This is a genomic window from Streptomyces sp. NPDC031111 (genome assembly GCF_055570675.1).
Genome location: NZ_JBVIGS010000006.1, coordinates 26,259 through 42,983 on the forward strand (window position 1 = coordinate 26,259; position 16,725 = coordinate 42,983).

Here is a 16,725-nt window from a genome sequence, read left to right on the forward strand (position 1 = left end):
CCCGGGACGGCCGGCCGGCTGCCCGGAAGGGGGGAGGGCACCTTCCGGGCAGCGGCTCGTCAGGCCACGGAGCAGTCCGCGCCGTTGAGCCCGAACGCCGTCGGGCTGGGGTTGGCGCCGGTCCGGGTGGCCGTGAAGCCGAGGGTGACCGAGCCGGACGCGGGGATCGACGCGGTGTACGCGGCGGAGGCGACGCTGACCTCGGAACCGCTCTGCGTCGGCGTGCCGCCCCACATGTTGGTGATCCGCTGGCCGGCCGGGAAGGACCAGGTGAGCGTCCAGCCGTTGACGGCCGAGCCGCCGGTGTTGCGGACGGTTACCTCGCCCTGGAAGCCGCCGGGCCACTCGTTGGTCACCCGGTAGCCGATCTCGCACGCGCCCGTCGTTCCGCCGGAGGACGTGGTCACGGTCACCGTGGCGGAGCGCTGCGAGCGGTTGCCGGCGGCGTCCCGGGCGTAGACGGCGAAGGTGTACGACGTGGCCGGGGTGAGGCCGGTGAGGGTGGCGGACGGGCCGGCCGTCGTGGTGACGACGGTCTCCCCGCCGCCGGCGATCCGCACGACGTCGTAACCCGTCACACCGTTGGCGTCGGTGGCGGCGCCCCAGGTCAGGGTCGCGGTCGAGGCGGTCACCGCCGAGGCGCTCGGGGTGCCGGGAGCGGTCGGGGCCGTGGTGTCGTCGCCGGAGCCGGATCCGTAGACCGCGGCCTCCTCGGACGTGGCCGCGATGCCGTCGGCGCCGTTGAAGAGGCGCTCCCCCCAGCTGGTCAGCCGGTTCGGGTCGAAGTTCGTGACCATGTCCAGATACTCGACGCCGCCGCCGTTGCCGCTCCAGGACCAGCCGAGGTAGCCCAGACCGAGCTGCCGGGTGACGGCCAGGATGGTGTTCTCGTCGGGGTTGCCGTCGGAGTGGTCGTGGCCGAACTCGCCCACCACGATGGGAAGTTTCGCGGCGACGAAGCGGCCCAGGTAGTCACTGATCTCAGCGGCCGTGTCGAAGACGCCGTACATGTGGATGGAGAAGACCGTGTTGGCGTCGGGATCGGCGGCGAAGACCGAGGCGGCGTTGTCGCGCATCGTGAACGCCCAGTCCTGGCCCCAGTTGGGGGCGTCGACCATCAGCGTGTGGTCGAAGCCGGCGGCGCGCAGCTTCTGGATCGCCGCCTTGGTGTCGGCCGTCCAGGCGGTGTACCCGGTGTTGCCGTGCGGCTCGTTGCCGATGTTGACGATGACGTAGTCCTCCTGGCCGGCCAGGGCGCTCTGGACGCTGATCCAGTAGTCGGCGGCGCGGGAGAGGGTGACGGCTCCGCTCTGCTCGCCGTAGCCGGTGGTGTCGTGCACCTCCAGGACGCAGATCAGCCGGTTCTGCTTGCACTGCGCGACGACGTTCGCCACGTCGGCGGTGTCGTTGCGGGTCCAGCGGTCGCCGCTGGAGAGCACGACACGCACCGTGTTGGCGCCCTTGGCCTTGATGTGCGCCAGCGAGCTGATCCGGTCGGCGTACCAGGTGTGCGCGTGGTTGACCCCGCGCATCACGAAGTCGTTCCCGGACGCCTCGAGGAGCCGGCCGTTCTCGACACGGAAGCCGGTGGGCGCCGCGTGGGCCGGAGTGGTGAGGGCGAGGAGCGGGAGGAGGAGTCCCACGAGGGCGGCGACAAGGCCGGCGGCTCGTGGGGAGAGGGGGGTACGGGATCTCATGGCGGCTCCAGTGGGGGTGCGGTGGGCTGTCCTTTGCCGTGCTTGGTCCGTGCGGTGCGGTCGGTCCGTGCCGTGCGGCAGGGGTTGGTGGTGCGCTCGGTTCGTGTCGTGCGGCAGGGGTTGGCGGTGCGCTCGGTTCCTGTCGTGCGGCAGGGGTTGGCGGTGCGGTCGGTCCATGCCGTGCGGCAGGGGTTGGCGGTGCGGTCGGTCCATGCCGTGCGTTCAGGAGGTTGCCGTGCAGTCGACGGTCGCCGTCGGCGCGGAGGAGGTTGCCGGGGCGGTGGCGATGAAGCCGAAGGAGGTGCTCGCGCCGGGGGCGAGGGCGCCGTTCCAGCCCGCGTCGGTGACGGTGGCCGTGCCGTCGGCGGCCGTGCCGAGGGTGCCGTTCCAGACCTGGCCGATGCGGGCGCCGGCGGCGGGTACGACCGTCACCGTCCAGCCCGTGACGGGGGCGGTGGAGGTGTTGCGCACCGTCACCTCGCCCTGGTAGCCGCCCTGCCAGGCGGAGACGGCCCGGAAGGAGGCCGTGCAGGTGGCGTCGCCGGGCTCACCTGGACCGCCGGGGCCGCCGGGGACGCCCTCCTCCAGAAGCGCGTCCAGGGCCGGGAACCAGCGTGCGGCGATCTTCCGGTTGCCGGCGTCGTTCGGGTGCACGCCGTCGTAGGTGTCGGCGGCCGTGTCGAAACCCGTCCACTGGTCGACCACGGTCACCGGGGAGCGGGTGGTGTGCGTCGCCGCGGCCCACGCGGGGATCCGGGCGTTGAAGTCGACCACGCGCTGGGCGCAGGCGGCGCAGGTGGCGGGGTTCATGGGGATGATCCGGGCCACGAGCACCCGCATGTCCGGGTTGGACTCCCGCATCTGTCCCACGAGCTTCGTGTAGGCGGCGAGGATCCGGTCGGGAGCGACGGCGCTCCACACGTCGTTCGTGCCGAAGTGCATGACAACGATGTCCGGCCGCGTCGCCGCCAGCCGCGCGGGAAGCAGGTCCCGGTCCGCCACGTTGGTGACCAGCTCGCCGCCGTGGCCTTCGTTGTCCCCGTCGTGCGCCACTCCGCAGCCCTGCGCGGGCAGGGTGCCGACGAAGTCGATGTCGGTGTGGCCGGCGTCCAGCAGCTGGTTCCACAGCAGGGCTCGCCAGCAACCCGGTGACCCGGTGATGGAGTCGCCCAGCGGCATGATCCGCACCGGATCGGCGGCCGCCGGGGCGGCCGTCGCGGGCGGCGCGACGGTGGCGCCGAGGGCGAGGAGCAGGGCGGCCAGCAGGCCGAGGAGCGGAAGTGTGCGTAACCGCAGAAGGCGGGTGTCGCGCATGGTGTCCCCTTCCCTGGGATGTGGGAGCGCTCCCACGACGCACATCAAGCCATCGTTGTCATTCACGCGTCAAGGGCTTGGACGGGATTGCGCTCCCGTCGCCGCGGCGTCCGCACACCGTCGGGGCGCGGCCCGGAGTGCCGCACCCCGACAGGCGAATCCGCGTTCGATCAGGTCCGGGCGCCCTTGCGGGGCAGCGCCCTGCGCACCAGCGGCCAGGCGAGCAGCAGCACGACGACCGCGTAAACAATCACCGAGAACGGTGTGTCGACCAGACCGGTGACGCTGCCGTCGCTGATCTGAAGGGCACGGCGCAGCTGCTGTTCGGCGGCCGGGCCGAGGATGACGCCGATGACGGCGGGCAGCACCGGCAGTCCGTACCGCCGCATGCCGAACCCGATCAGACCGATGATCAGCAGGAGCACCAGGTCGATCACCTCACCGCCGACCGCGTACGCGCCCACCGCCGCGAAGAACATGATCCCGGCGTACAGATACGGCCGCGGAACGCGCAGCAGCTTCGCCCACACCGGGGCCAGCGGCAGGTTGAGGGCGAGCAGCAGCACCATGCCGACGAACAGCGAGGCGATCAGGCCCCACACCAGGTCGGGTTCGCGTTCGAAGAGCAGCGGGCCGGGCTGGATGCCGTACTGCTGGAACGCGGCCAGCATCACCGCCGCGACGGCCGTGGTCGGCAGGCCCAGGGTCAACATGGACACCAGCGTGCCCGCCGCCGAGGCCGACGCCGCCGACTCCGGACCCGCGACGCCCTCGATGGCGCCCTTGCCCCACTCGTCCTTGTGTTTCGACAGCCGCTTCTCCGTGACGTACGACAGGAACGTCGGGATCTCCGCGCCGCCCGCCGGGATCGCGCCGAACGGGAAGCCGATGAACGGGCCGCGCGCCCAGGACTTCCAGGTTCGCCTCACATCGGCGCGGCCCAGCCACGGACGGCCCACCGGGATGGGATCCGGCGGCCGGCGCCGCAGATGGGCGGCGACCCACAGCGCCTCACCGATCGCGAACAGGCCCACCGCGACGATCACCACGTCGATGCCGTCCGCGAGTTGCAGCGAGCCGAACGTCAGCCGCTGCTGGCCGGTCATCCGGTCCAGGCCCACCAGACCGATCGTCAGGCCGATCAGCAGCGAGGCCATGCCCCGGATCCGGGACGAACCGAGCACCGACGTCACCGCGATGAACGCCAGCACCATGATGGCGAAGTAGTCCGGCGCGCCGATGTCCACCGCCAGGTCCGCGACCGTCGGAGCCAGCGCCACCAGCAGGATCGTGCCGACCATGCCGCCCGCGAAGTGCCCGATGGCGGCGGCCGCGAGGGCCTGTGCGCCGCGCCCCGACTTGGCCATGGGATTGCCCTCCATGGCCGCCACCACCGCCGCGCTCTCACCGGGCGTGTTCAGCAGGATGGAGGTGGTCGAGCCGCCGAACATCGCGCCGTAGTAGATCCCGGCGAACATGATGAACGCGCCGACCGGATCGAGCCCGTACGTCACCGGCAGCAGCAGCGCCACCGCCATCGCCGGGCCGATGCCGGGCAGCACGCCGATCGCCGTGCCGAGCAGCACGCCCACGGCGGCCCAGAGCAGGTTGAGCGGGGTGAGGGCGGTACCGAAGCCGTCCATGAGGGAGTTGAGGGCGTTCATGTCACAGCACTCCCATCAGCGGACCGCCGGGCAGCGGCACTCCGAGCAGGTGGTTGAACACGGCGTAGGTGACGAAGGAGACCACCGCCGCGATCAGCGGATCGCGGTCGAGTCTGCGGCTGCCGAGCGCGAAGGCCGCGCCCCAGAAGAGCAGCGCGCCCGCGACGGGGAAGCCGAGCGGCTCGATGAGGACGGCGGCGCCGAGAAACACCCCGGTGAGCAGCAGGACCGTGCGCCAGTCGGCCGGCTCGGACAGGTCGACGTCCTCGCCGGTCTCCGCCTGCCCCCGGCCGCCGCGCAGCACGTCGGCCGCGAGCAGGGCGGCCACGACGAGCAGTCCGATGCCGACGACGACGGGCACCGTCTTCGGGCCGACGGGCCCGCGCTGGGCGATGTCGACCTCCATGGTGAGGGCGTCGGTCAGGACCAGCACGCCGAGGGCCAGCAGCAGTGCGCAGACGCCGAGTTCGGAGTGGTCGCGGAGCCAGGAACGCCGTCCGGGGGCGGTGGCGGTGGCGGTGGCGGGGTCGGGGGAGGGGCCGGTGGTCGATGTCGTCACAGTCCCAGCTCCTTCAGCACCGAGGTCACGCGCTCGTCCTCGGAATCCAGGAACGCGCCGAACTTCTCGCCGGTCAGGAAGGCGTCGTCCCAGCCGTTCCGTTTCATGGACTCCTGCCATTCCTCCGAGTCGTGCAACTTCCGCACCAGGCGTACGAGCTTGTCGCGCTCGGCGTCGGTGAGGCCGGGCGGGGCGACGATGCCGCGCCAGTTGGTGAAACTCACGTCGTAGCCCGCCTCCTGGAGGGTCGGCGCGTCGAGGCCGGCGACCCGCTCGGGGCCGGTGACCGCGAGCAGGCGCAGCTCACCGGACCTGATCTGGTCGAGGTACTCGCCGACGCCGGACACGCCGAACGCGACCTTGTTGCCGAGGATCGAGGCGAGCAGTTCGCCGCCGCCGTCGAACGGGATGTAGTTGACCTGCTTCGGCGGGATCCCGGCCGCCCGCGCCATCAGCATCGGCGCGAGATGGTCCGGCCCGCCGGGGGAGGACCCGCCGCCCACCGGGAGCTTGCCCGGGTTCTCCTTCCAGGCGCCGATCAGGTCGTCGATCGTCTTGTACGGGGAGTCCTTCGCCACCACGACGACGTCCTGCTCCTCGGTGAGCCGGGCGATCGGGGTGGTGTCGGCGAGGGTCTTCGGCGCGTCGTTGGAGCGGACGGCGCCCACCACGCCCAGGCCCATCGACATGGCGAGCTTGCCGTTGCCGTGCTCGCTCACCAGCCGGCTCAGGCCGACGGTGCCGCCGGCGCCGGGCAGGTTGAACACCTCGATGGTGTGGGTGAGTCCGGCGTCCTCGGCGTTCTTCGCGGCCGTACGGGCCGTGATGTCGTAGCCGCCGCCGGGCGTGTTGGGAACCATGAAGCGCAGACCCGGGATCTGCGTGCCGGTGTCGGTGCCGCTGCCGGTCGTGAGCAGCGGCGGGCCCACGAGTACGAGCACGGCGGCCCCGAGCAGGGCGAGGGGTGTGCGCAGGCGCACGAGTGCCACCACCTGTCGGTCGGTCGTCTGGGAACGCGCCGGGCCCTGTGGGGGAGGGTGACGCGGGCCACATGGTGCCCGCGCGCCGCCGGGCTGTCGCGCTTGCGGAACCAATGGAGGTTGTGGTCATTGCGTCAGCGGTGGGGTGCCCGTGGCGCACATCTCTTTCCCCGGCCGCAGGTGGGGGCCATGATGGCGGCTCCGGCGCCGCGCCTTGTCGTGTCCGCCGGAGGCGACGGCCGCCGACCCGGGCGGTCCGGGTCACCTCACCGATGCGGGAGCGGAAGGAGCAAGCCGATGAACAGCGGTCGGGGCGAGCGCACTGCGCCCGCGACAGCCGACGCGATCGATGTGCTCGTGGTCGACGACGACTTCCGGGTGGCCCGGGTGCATCGCGCCTATGTGGAGCGCCTCGACGTGTTCCGGGTCGTCGGGGTCGCCGGGACCGGGGAGCAGGCCGTCGCCGCCGTGGACGAACTCCGTCCCGATCTGGTGCTGCTGGATCTGTATCTGCCCGATGTGTTCGGTCTCGACGTCATCCCCCGGCTGCGCACCGCCGGGCACGACTGCGACGTCATGGTCATCAGCGCCGCCCGCGAGGCGGACGCGGTGCGTGGCGCGGTGCGGCACGGTGTCGTCGACTACCTGCTCAAGCCGTTCGACTTCGAGGATCTGCGGGGCCGACTGGAGCGCTACGCCGTGCAGCGCGGCCGGCTGCTCGACACGGTGGTCCGCGGTCAGGCCGACGTCGACCGGGTGTTGGCCGGTGCGGCGGGGCCGGTGTCCCCGGCGCTGCCCAAAGGTATGAGTGCGGAAACCGCCGGACTGATCGAACGCACCCTGCGCGAGGCGGACGGCACCCTGTCGGCCACGGAGTGCGCCGGTCTGACCGGGGTTTCGCGGGTCAGTGCCCGCCGGTATCTGGAGCACTTCCACACCGTGGGCACCGTCGAGGTGTCGCTGCGGTACGGGGCGACGGGGCGGCCCGAGCGGCGGTACCGGTTCCTGGGGCTGGGCGGGGGGTTGCGGTCGGAGCGGTCGGAGCGGTCCGGCGGCGGGGCGCGGGCGTAGGGGTTTCGGTTCGTCCGGGGCGATGCGAAATCGGGGGTGGGGTTGTGCCTGCCTCTGAGCGAGCCTAGGGTCGACGTGGGAGAAAGCGCTTTCTGGCGCTTTGGCTTCCACCCGCCTGCGTCGTAGTGCCGAGGAGCGCCGCATGTCCTTGTCCCCCGTCCGCCGCCGAGTCGCCGTCGTCGGAACCGGTGCCATCGTGAGCGGGGGCCATCTGCCCGCGCTCCGCGCCCACGCCGACCGCGCAGAACTGGTCGCCGCCGTCGACGTGGACCAGGGCCGGCTCGACGACTTCCGCGCGTTGGCCGGGGAACACGTCGCCGGGTTCACCTCGATGAGCGGGATGCTCGACGCCGTACGGCCGGATCTGGTGCTGATCGGGACCCCGCCGTCGCTCCACCGGGAGCAGACGGTGGCCGCGCTCAAGGCGGGTGCCTGGGTGCAGTGCGAGAAGCCGCTGTGCCTGTCGCTCGCCGAGTACGACGACATCGCGGCCGCGGAGGAGGCGTCGGGGGCGTACGCGTCCGTCGTCTTCCAGCACCGCTACGGCTCCGGCGCCGTCCACGCCCGTGAGCTGATCCGGAGCGGTGAGCTGGGCGCGCCGCTCGTCGCGCACTGCCAGACCACCTGGCACCGGGACGCCGCGTACTACTCCGTGCCCTGGCGGGGACGCTGGGCCACCGAGGGCGGCGGGCCGACGATGGGCCACGGCATCCACCAGTTCGACCTGCTGCTGCATCTGCTGGGGGAGTGGGAGGAGATACGGGCCATGGCGGCGCGCCTCGTCCACGACACGGAGGGGGAGGACGTGTCCACCGCGCTGGTCCGCTTCCGCGACGGCGCGCTCGCCACCGTCGTCAACAGCGTGCTGTCCCCCGACGAGGTGAGCCGGATCCGGATCGACTGCGCCGATGCGACGGTCGAACTCACCCATCTGTACGGGCATGTCAACGACGACTGGAGATACACCCCGGCACGGCATGTCCCCGCCGAGCGTGCGGTGGTGTGGAGTACTCCCGCGCGGAACGTGCCCAGTTCGCACACGGCGCAGCTGGGCACCCTCCTCGACGCGTACGACGCCGGTGCGCGGCCGCCGGGGAGCGGGGCGGAGGCACGGAGCACCCTCGAGTTCGCCGCCGCCCTGTACAAGGCCGCGTTCACCGGGCTGCCGGTGCGGGCCGGGGAGATCGGCCCCGGTGACCCGTTCTACGCGGCCATGCACGGTGGTCACTCCGACTGGGCACCCGAGGAGCACTGATGGGCATCCGCGTCACTCACGAGGTCGGCGACGCCGTGGTGGTGACGGCCGCGGGGGGTACGGAGATCCTGCGGTACGTCTACCGGCCCGACCCCGAGGCGTTCGAGTCCCGGAAGCCGTACGCCCATCCGGTGCGGACGCTGGGCGGGCGGACGGTCACCGGGTACCGGCCGAACGACCATCGCTGGCACAAGGGACTTCAGATGACGGCCAGTCATCTGTCCGGGCAGAACTTCTGGGGCGGCAACTCGTATGTGCACGGGCGGGGTTATCTGCCTCTGCCCGAGCGTGTCGGGTCGATGCGGCACGACGGGTTCTCCGGGTTCGCCGTGGGGGAGGAGCGGCTCGATCTTGTCGAGGAGCTCACCTGGGTGGAGCACGGTGGGGGTGAGTGGGCGCGGGAGGAGCGTGGGCTGAGCGTTCACTCGGTCGATTCGTCGGTCGGGGCGTGGGTGCTCGACTGGTCGATACGGTTGAGGAATGTGCGGGGGGCCGATCTGGTGTTCGGGTCTCCTACCACTGCGGGGCGGGAGATGGCCGGTTACACCGGGTTGCAGTGGCGGGGGGCGCGGGACTTCACCGGGGGTGCGGTCTTCGGGGCCGAGGGCGGAGCTGGGGGGCTCATGGGTACGGAAGGGCCGTGGCTTGCCTTCACCGCCGAGCATGATGACGTGGACGCCCACTCGACCCTGGTCTTCGCGCATGCGCCCGAGAATCTCGACGCCGCTGTTCATCCGTCGCACTGGTTCGTCCGTGCGGAGCCGATTCCTACGGTGGCCTTCTCCTGGGCGTTCTTCGAGGAGTTCGTGCTGCCGCCGGGGGAGTCGTTCTCGTACCGCTATCGGATCGTGGTCGCGGACGGTGCGTGGGATCGGGAGCGGGTGGGATCGTATCTGGACGGGCTGGCGTGGTGAGCGGCGCGCCGCTGCCGCTGCCGCTGCCGTTGCCGGGTGCCGTGGGGCTGTCGCACCTGAGTGCGTACGAGTGGGAGGCCGCGGACGGTGTGTGCGGGGGGAGCCCGCATCTGCACACGGTGTGCACGGAGGCGTACGTCGTCACCGGGGGCCGGGGGGCCGTGCAGACACTGAGCTCCGACGGGTATCGGGACATCGCGCTGGAGGCGGGGACGGTCGCGTGGTTCACACCGGGGACCGTGCACCGGATGGTGCAGGGCGGGGGGCTGCGGGTCACGGTGCTGATGCAGAACAGCGGGCTGCCCGAGGCCGGGGACGCGGTGTTCACGTTTCCGCCGGAGGTGCTGGCCGATCCTTCGCGGTACGCCGCGGCGGCGGTGCTTCCGCCCGGGGTGGGGCCGGAGGTGGAGGCGGCGGCGCGGCGGCGGAGGGATCTCGCGGTCGAGGGCTATCTCGTGCTGCGGGATTCGCTTGTGGGCGGTGACGCCGGGCCGTACCGGGAGTTCCTGCGTGCGGCGGCCCGGCTGGTGCGGGACCGGGTACCGGTGTGGCAGGAGCTGTGGAGGTCCGGCGCGTTGGCCGCCGCCGAGCGTACGGGTGCTCAGTTGTCCGCGCTGGCCGAGGGTGACTGCGCGCACCTCGAAGAGGCGGCGGTGCACGAGGCTGCCCCCAGCCGGCGGGGTGGCTTCGGGATGTGCGGCCGCCGGGACGAGTACCTGCTGCCGTGACCACTCCTGCGGCTTCGGTGGGGGTGCGGGTGGGATGCCTGCGGCGCCTGTGCGGCTTCGGTGGGGGCTTGGGTAGCGCCGGCGGTTGGTGGGTGGGTCGGGGCCGCGTCGGGGGTGTCCGTCCTCGGACTGGCGCGAATCACGTTTCTTGGGGGGTGCGGGGTGCGGACGCGCCAGCCACTGCGGGCGGCCACCCCCGCCCCGTCCCCTCACCGCCGTCGGCGGCCATCCGTCTCCGCCGGTTGCGGACAGCCGCATGCCCCGCGATCCGCGGGCAGCCGCCTGCCGCCTGCCGCCTGCCGCCTGCCGCCTGCCGCCTTCCGCGGGCAGTCGTGCCGCTGGGGCGATGGGGGTACCTCCCGCTCGAGCGAAGCCGAGAGTGGGGGAGGGTGGGCGCGACGGCACCCCGCAAGCGCCGGGCTGCGCAGACACCCCCCGGCCCACACCGACGCGCGGTACCCCTCAAAGCGCAGGGCAACCAGGCGCAGGCGACTCCGCGAGGCCGCACCCCCCGATCCGGAGGATCACACCACCCCGCGTCGCAGAGCCGACCGCACCCCACCCCGCCCATACGACGCCGGCAACCACGCCGTAGCCACGGCCAAAGCAGTCGCCGCACTGGCGATGCCCAGAATCGCCCCCGCAGCCACATCCCCGGGATAGTGGACACCCGTATGGACCCGGGAGTACCCGACCGCGCACGCCAGTGCCCCCAGCGGCACCGACGCCGGCGGCAACACCGTGCCCACCGCCGTGGCGAACGCGACCGCCGACGCCGTGTGCCCCGAAGGGAACGACGCCGACGTCGGCATCGGCACATGCCGGTCCACGGTCACCCGCGCCGCCTCCCGGTCCGGCCGCGCCCTGCGGACCAGCCGCTTCCCCAGCAGATTGGCCGACGCCGACGCCACCGCCACGGCCCCCACCCCCGCGAGCGCCGCCCGCCGGGGCCGGGACCCGCACAGGGCGAGCGCACCGGCGATGGCGAACGAGATCTTGGAGTGGTCCGCCGTGTGGGAGAGCCGCCGCAGCGCCCGGTCGAGGGTCGGTGTCGGCGTGGCCGCGACCGCCGCGTACAGGGCGCCGTCGACGGCCCTGAGGTCGCCGAGGACCGCGGAGGCGACCCTGCGCAGTCCGTCGGCGGGCGGTACGGGCCTGGTGAGCGGACGGGTGACGTCCTGGTCGGTGGTGGGGGGCTCGCTCATCTTCTCTCCCGCGGTGGCATCGTGGAGTGGCGTACCCGCCCGTCGGGCGGGTATCACCAGGTGCCCACGGTACTCATGATCCGTACGGGAGCGATCAGGCGGCCCGGAAGGTGCGCAGGCGCAGGGAGTTGCCGACGACGAAGACCGAGGAGAAGGCCATGGCCGCTCCGGCGATCATCGGGTTCAGCAGTCCGGCCGCGGCGAGCGGCAGGGCGGCGACGTTGTAGGCGAAGGCCCAGAAGAGGTTGGACCGGATGGTGCCGAGGGTGCGGCGGGCGAGCCGGATGGCGTCCGCCGCGGCCCGCAGGTCGCCGCGGACCAGGGTGAGGTCGCCGGCCTCGATCGCCGCGTCCGTGCCGGTGCCCATGGCCAGGCCCAGGTCGGCCTGGGCGAGCGCGGCGGCGTCGTTGACACCGTCGCCGACCATAGCCACCGAACGGCCCTCTTCCTGAAGGCGCTTGACGACGTCCACCTTGTCCTGCGGCAGCACCTCGGCGATGACCTCCTCGATGCCGACCTCGCGGGCGACGGAGCGGGCCACCGCCTCGTTGTCCCCGGTCAGCAGGACCGGCCGCAGACCGAGCGCCCGCAGCCGGCGGATCGCCTCGGGGCTGGTCTCCTTCACCGCGTCGGCGATCTCCAGGACCGCGCGCGCCTCACCGTCCCAGGCGGCCAGCACGGCGGTGTGTCCGGCCGTCTCGGCCCGCTCCCGGGCCCGCTTCAGGTCCTCGGGCAGCTCCAGGGCCCACTCCCGGAGCAGGCCCTCCCGGCCGACGAGGACCGCGTGCCCCTCGACGACGCCCTGCACGCCGAGTCCGGGTACGTTCGCGAAGTCCTCCGGCGTGGGAAGCGTGCCCACCTTCTCCCGTGCGCCGTCGGCGACGGCCCGCGCGATCGGGTGCTCGGAGGCGTGTTCCAGGGCGCCCGCCAGCCGCAGCACGTCGGCCTCGTCGGTGCCCTCGGCGGTGTGGACGGCCAGCAGGGTCATCCGGCCCGTGGTCACCGTGCCGGTCTTGTCGAGGACCACCGTGTCGACGCGGCGCGTGGACTCCAGGACCTCAGGGCCCTTGATGAGGATGCCGAGCTGGGCGCCGCGGCCGGTGCCCACCATCAGAGCGGTGGGCGTCGCCAGGCCGAGGGCGCACGGGCAGGCGATGATCAGGACCGCCACCGCGGCGGTGAACGCGGCCGTGAGACCGGCGCCGTTGCCGAGCCAGAAGCCGAGGGTGCCCAGGGCGAGGGCGATCACGACGGGGACGAAGACCGCGGAGATCCTGTCGGCGAGCCGCTGGGCGGCGGCCTTGCCGTTCTGCGCGTCCTCGACCAGCCGGGCCATACGGGCGAGCTGGGTGTCGGCACCCACCCTCGTGGCCTCCACGACGAGCCGGCCGCCGACATTGATCGTGGCCCCGGTGACCGGGTCGCCGGCGGCCACCTCCACCGGCACCGACTCGCCCGTGAGCATCGAGGCGTCCACCGCGGAGGACCCCTCCACCACGGTTCCGTCGGTCGCGATCTTCTCGCCGGGGCGTACCAGGAAGCGGTCGCCGGTCCGCAGCTCGGCCACCGGGATCGTCCTCTCCCCGTTCTCGGGGGTCAGCACGGTGACGTCCTTCGCGCCCAGTTCGAGCAGGGCGCGCAGGGCCGCACCGGCCTTGCGCTTGGCGCGGGCCTCGAAATAGCGGCCGGCCAGGATGAAGGCGGTCACCCCGGCGGCGGCCTCCAGGTAGATGTTCCCGGCGCCGTCGCTGCGGGCGATGGTCAGCTCGAACGGGTGCGTCATGCCCGGGGTGCCCGCGGTGCCGAAGAACAGCGCCCACAGGGACCACAGGAAGGCGGCCGAGGTGCCGACCGAGATGAGGGTGTCCATGGTGGCCGCGCCGTGCCGGGCGTTGGTGAACGCCGCCTTGTGGAACGGCCATGCCGCGTACGTGACGACCGGGGCCGCCAGGGTGAGGGAGAGCCACTGCCAGTACTCGAACTGGAGGGCGGGGATCATGGCCATCGCTATGACGGGGACGGCCAGTGCCACGGCTGTGACCAGCCGCTGCCTGAGCGGCCGGAGTTCGTCGGGTGCTTCGTCCTCCCCGGGCGGCTCGTCGGGCGGTGCGGGCTGCTGGGCCGTGTATCCGGTGGCCTCGACCGTGGCGATCAGGTCGCCGACGGTGACCTCACCGCCGTAGCTCACCTTTGCCTTCTCCGTCGCGTAGTTGACGGTGGCGGTGACCCCCTCCATCCGGTTGAGCTTCTTCTCGATCCGCGCGGCGCACGAGGCGCAGGTCATTCCGCCGATGGCGAGCTCCACCTCGGCATCGGCGTCGATACCGGTACCGGCTGTAGGGACGGTCATGATCGCTCCTGGGTGCATACGGGGCGGGGGTACCCGCCGGGCGATCTCCATGTATACCCCCCATGGGTATTGGGTGCAAGTGTCCATGCGGCTTGACTTGGTACCCCCTAGGGGTATTGTGAGCTGCATGGAGCGGCTCGGTGTGAGTCGCGGATCACCACTTCGAGGAGCTACGGCCATGAACACCGGACTGAAGATCACCGCGTTCGCCGCCGCCCTGGCCGCCACCTTCGGCACCGCCTACGGCGTCGGCGAGGGACTCGACCCGGTCGTCGCGGACCGGCCGCCGGCGCACGACGAGCGGCACACCCCCTCCTCACCGGGAGCGGAGGAGAGCGAAGGCCACACGGGACACGAGGCGCCCTCGGCCGGCGGGCTCCAGATCTCCGAGAGCGGCTACACCCTCGATCTGAAGACCCCGCGCGTCACCGCCGGGCAACGCGCCGAGCTGCGCTTCGCCGTCCGGGACGACGACGGCCGCCCGGTCACCGACTACCGCCGCGAGCACGACAAGGAACTCCATCTCATCGTGGCCTCCCGCGATCTGCTCACCTACCGGCATCTGCACCCCACCCGCGCCGCCGACGGCACCTGGACCACCCCCGTCGATCTGCCCCGGGCCGGCGGCTACCGGGTCTTCGCCGACTTCACCCCGGCGCGGAAGGGCGCGGAGAACCTCACCCTCGGGGCCGACCTCGCCGCCTCCGGCCCCTACCGCCCCCAGGAGCTGCCGCCGGCCGCCGCCACGGCCCGCGTCGACGGCTACGAGGTCGAGCTGACCGGGGCCCTGACTCCCGGGCGGGCGAGCGAACTGCGTCTGTCCGTCTCCCGTGACGGCGAGCCGGTGACCGATCTCCAGCCCTACCTCGGCGCCTACGGCCACCTGGTCGCCCTGCGGGACGGGGACCTGGCCTACCTGCACGTCCACCCCAACGGCGAACCGGGCGACGGCAGGACCGAGTCCGGGCCGGCGGTCTCCTTCACGGCCACGGCGCCCAGCGGCGGCAGCTACCGGCTGTTCCTGGACTTCAAGCACGACGGGGTCGTTCGCACAGCCGCGTTCACCGTCCAAGCCGGGGAGCAGGCACCGGCCGACGGCACGCCGGAACACTCCGACGGGCACGGTCACTGAGCCTCAGCCCAGGGCGCGGTCCAGGTTGAACGCGGCGCTGATCAGGGCGAGGTGGGTGAACGCCTGCGGGAAGTTGCCCTGTTGCTCCCCGGTGTGGCTGATCTCCTCGGCGTACAGGCCGAGATGGTTGCCGTACGTCAGCATCTTCTCGAAGGCGAGGGCCGCCTCGTCGAGCCGCCCGGCCCGCGTCAGTGCCTCGACGTACCAGAACGAGCAGATGGAGAAGGTGCCTTCGTCGCCGTGCAGTCCGTCGGGGCTCACCAGCGGGTCGTAGCGGTAGACCAGCGAGTCGGACACCAGGTCCTCGGTGAGGGAGTCGAGCGTCGACAGCCACTTCGGGTCGGTCGGCGCGATGAACTTCGCCATCGGCATCATCAGCACCGACGCGTCCAGCATGTCCCCGTCCTCGTGCTGCACGAAGGCCCTCCGCGTCTCGGACCAGCCCCGGCTCATGATGCGCCGGTAGATGGTGTCGCGGATCGACTGCCAGCGGGGGAGATCGGCGGGCAGACCGCGCCGGTTGGCCATCCGGATGGCCCGCTCGATCGCCACCCAGCACATCAGGCGCGAGTACAGGAAGTTCTTCCGTCCGCCGCGCGTCTCCCAGATGCCCTCGTCGGGCTGGTCCCAGTGCGCGCAGACCCAGTCAACCAGCGCCGTCACATGGTCCCACTGCCCGCTGGAGATCGGCTCGGCCCACTTGTCGTAGAGATAGATGGAGTCGATCAGCGCCCCGTACACGTCGAGTTGCAGCTGGTCGGCCGCCGCGTTGCCGACACGGACCGGCGCCGAGCCCTGATGGCCCTCCAGATGGACGAGTTGGCGCTCGGGCAGGTCGGTGCGGCCGTCGATGCCGTACATGATCTGGAGAGGGCCGGACGGGTTGCCGTCGCCGGGGCTGATGTGCCGGGAGACGAACGCCATGAACGCCTCGGCCTCCTCCGTGAAGCCCAGCCGCAGCAGCGCGTACACGCAGAACGCCGCGTCGCGCACCCACACGTACCGGTAGTCCCAGTTGCGCTCCCCGCCGAACTCCTCGGGCAGGCTGGTCGTCGGCGCCGCCACGATCGCCCCGGTCGGCGCGTAGGTGAGCAGTTTCAGGGTGAGGGCGCTGCGATGCACCATCTCCCGCCAGCGGCCCCGGTACCGTGAGGACGACAGCCATCGCCTCCAGTACGCCACCGTCGCGGCGAACTGCCGCTCCGCCTCCCCGCACTCGCAGCGGCTCGGAGCCACCTCCGGGCCCAGCCGGTCGAGCGCGAACACCGCCGTCTCGCCCTCGGTCAGCTTGAACTCGGCCCGCACATCCGCCCCGTCGACGTCCACGGGGACCGTTGCGGTGAGCGCCAGGGACAGTGCCTCGGACTCGAAGACCGCGACACCGCCGGTCAGCCGCACGGTGTGGGACCGGGAACCGTATGCGAACGCCGGCGCCACCCGCGTCCGGAACGGCACGGAGCCGCGTACGCACAGCACCCGCCGGATCAGCCGGTGCCGGGCCTCGTCGACCGCCGTGCCGCCGACCGGCATGAAGTCCTGGACCTCGCCGACCCCGTCCTCGGTGAAGAACCGGGTGATCAGGACATTGGTGTCGGGGAAGTAGAACTGCTTGGTGCGGGCCGGCACGGCCGCCGCCAGCTCGAAGCAGCCGCCCCGCTCGGCGTCCAGGATCGCGCCGAACACGCTCGGCGCGTCGAAGGACGGGCAGCAGTACCAGTCGATGGTGCCGTCGGTGCCCACCAGCGCCACACTGCGCAGATCGCCGATCAGCCCGTGGTCGGCGATCGGCACGTACCCGCGCCTCCCGGACGCGTTCCGCTCCTCGGCCGTCCCGTCCATCGCAGCCTCCCTGGCCC

At 72.2% G+C, this 16,725-nt stretch carries 13 protein-coding genes; 5 read left to right on the plus strand and 8 right to left on the minus strand.

Annotated features, from left to right (window positions below; translation table 11 throughout):
- Positions 1-59 precede the first annotated feature (59 nt).
- The 5 genes from ACZ470_RS14570 to ACZ470_RS14590 all read right to left on the minus strand — a co-directional run bounded on the left by ACZ470_RS14570 (position 60) and on the right by ACZ470_RS14590 (position 6,214).
- Positions 60-1,697, minus strand: a complete 1,638-nt coding sequence (locus ACZ470_RS14570) for a cellulase family glycosylhydrolase (RefSeq protein WP_468427239.1) — start codon at positions 1,695-1,697, stop codon at positions 60-62.
- Between the two features lie 222 nt (positions 1,698-1,919).
- Positions 1,920-3,011, minus strand: a complete 1,092-nt coding sequence (locus ACZ470_RS14575; RefSeq protein ID WP_468427240.1) for a GDSL-type esterase/lipase family protein — start codon at positions 3,009-3,011, stop codon at positions 1,920-1,922.
- Positions 3,012-3,181: 170 nt separating this feature from the next.
- Positions 3,182-4,675 (minus strand): tripartite tricarboxylate transporter permease, encoded by a 1,494-nt coding sequence (locus ACZ470_RS14580; RefSeq protein ID WP_468427241.1) that lies wholly within the window; start codon positions 4,673-4,675, stop codon positions 3,182-3,184.
- Position 4,676: 1 nt separating this feature from the next.
- Positions 4,677-5,234 carry a tripartite tricarboxylate transporter TctB family protein gene (locus ACZ470_RS14585; protein ID WP_468427242.1) on the minus strand — a complete coding sequence of 186 codons (558 nt, stop codon included), beginning with the start codon at positions 5,232-5,234 and terminating at the stop codon, positions 4,677-4,679.
- Positions 5,231-6,214 carry a Bug family tripartite tricarboxylate transporter substrate binding protein gene (locus tag ACZ470_RS14590; RefSeq protein ID WP_468427599.1) on the minus strand — a complete coding sequence of 328 codons (984 nt, stop codon included), beginning with the start codon at positions 6,212-6,214 and terminating at the stop codon, positions 5,231-5,233. Before ACZ470_RS14590 ends, ACZ470_RS14585 begins: the two co-directional genes overlap by 4 nt.
- 297 nt (positions 6,215-6,511) lie before the next feature.
- On the opposite strand from ACZ470_RS14590, the gene ACZ470_RS14595 reads away from it, so the two are divergent.
- The 4 genes from ACZ470_RS14595 to ACZ470_RS14610 all read left to right on the plus strand — a co-directional run bounded on the left by ACZ470_RS14595 (position 6,512) and on the right by ACZ470_RS14610 (position 10,182).
- On the plus strand, positions 6,512-7,285 hold the full coding sequence (locus ACZ470_RS14595) for a response regulator (RefSeq protein ID WP_468427243.1): 774 nt from the start codon (positions 6,512-6,514) through the stop codon (positions 7,283-7,285).
- A gap of 142 nt (positions 7,286-7,427) precedes the next feature.
- A complete protein-coding gene (locus tag ACZ470_RS14600; RefSeq protein ID WP_468427244.1) occupies positions 7,428-8,540 on the plus strand; it encodes a Gfo/Idh/MocA family protein in 1,113 nt (370 codons plus the stop codon).
- The gene (locus tag ACZ470_RS14605) at positions 8,540-9,454 is read left to right on the plus strand and encodes a DUF6807 domain-containing protein (protein WP_468427245.1); all 915 of its coding nucleotides are present in this window, start codon (positions 8,540-8,542) and stop codon (positions 9,452-9,454) included. Before ACZ470_RS14600 ends, ACZ470_RS14605 begins: the two co-directional genes overlap by 1 nt.
- Positions 9,448-10,182 carry a cupin domain-containing protein gene (locus ACZ470_RS14610; protein ID WP_468427246.1) on the plus strand — a complete coding sequence of 245 codons (735 nt, stop codon included), beginning with the start codon at positions 9,448-9,450 and terminating at the stop codon, positions 10,180-10,182. The genes ACZ470_RS14605 and ACZ470_RS14610 overlap by 7 nt, the downstream gene beginning before the upstream one ends.
- Positions 10,183-10,706: 524 nt before the next feature.
- Here ACZ470_RS14610 and ACZ470_RS14615 read toward each other — a convergent pair.
- Both ACZ470_RS14615 and ACZ470_RS14620 read right to left on the minus strand, forming a co-directional pair.
- Positions 10,707-11,387: a phosphatase PAP2 family protein gene (locus ACZ470_RS14615; protein ID WP_468427247.1), complete on the minus strand. Its 681-nt coding sequence runs from the start codon at positions 11,385-11,387 to the stop codon at positions 10,707-10,709.
- A gap of 94 nt (positions 11,388-11,481) precedes the next feature.
- Positions 11,482-13,737, minus strand: a complete 2,256-nt coding sequence (locus ACZ470_RS14620) for a heavy metal translocating P-type ATPase (RefSeq protein WP_468427248.1) — start codon at positions 13,735-13,737, stop codon at positions 11,482-11,484.
- A gap of 178 nt (positions 13,738-13,915) precedes the next feature.
- Between ACZ470_RS14620 and ACZ470_RS14625 the strand changes: the two genes are divergently transcribed.
- Positions 13,916-14,869, plus strand: a complete 954-nt coding sequence (locus ACZ470_RS14625; RefSeq protein ID WP_468427249.1) for a hypothetical protein — start codon at positions 13,916-13,918, stop codon at positions 14,867-14,869.
- Between the two features lie 3 nt (positions 14,870-14,872).
- Here ACZ470_RS14625 and ACZ470_RS14630 read toward each other — a convergent pair whose 3' ends face one another.
- On the minus strand, positions 14,873-16,708 hold the full coding sequence (locus ACZ470_RS14630) for a glycoside hydrolase family 15 protein (RefSeq protein ID WP_468427250.1): 1,836 nt from the start codon (positions 16,706-16,708) through the stop codon (positions 14,873-14,875).
- Positions 16,709-16,725 lie beyond the last annotated feature (17 nt).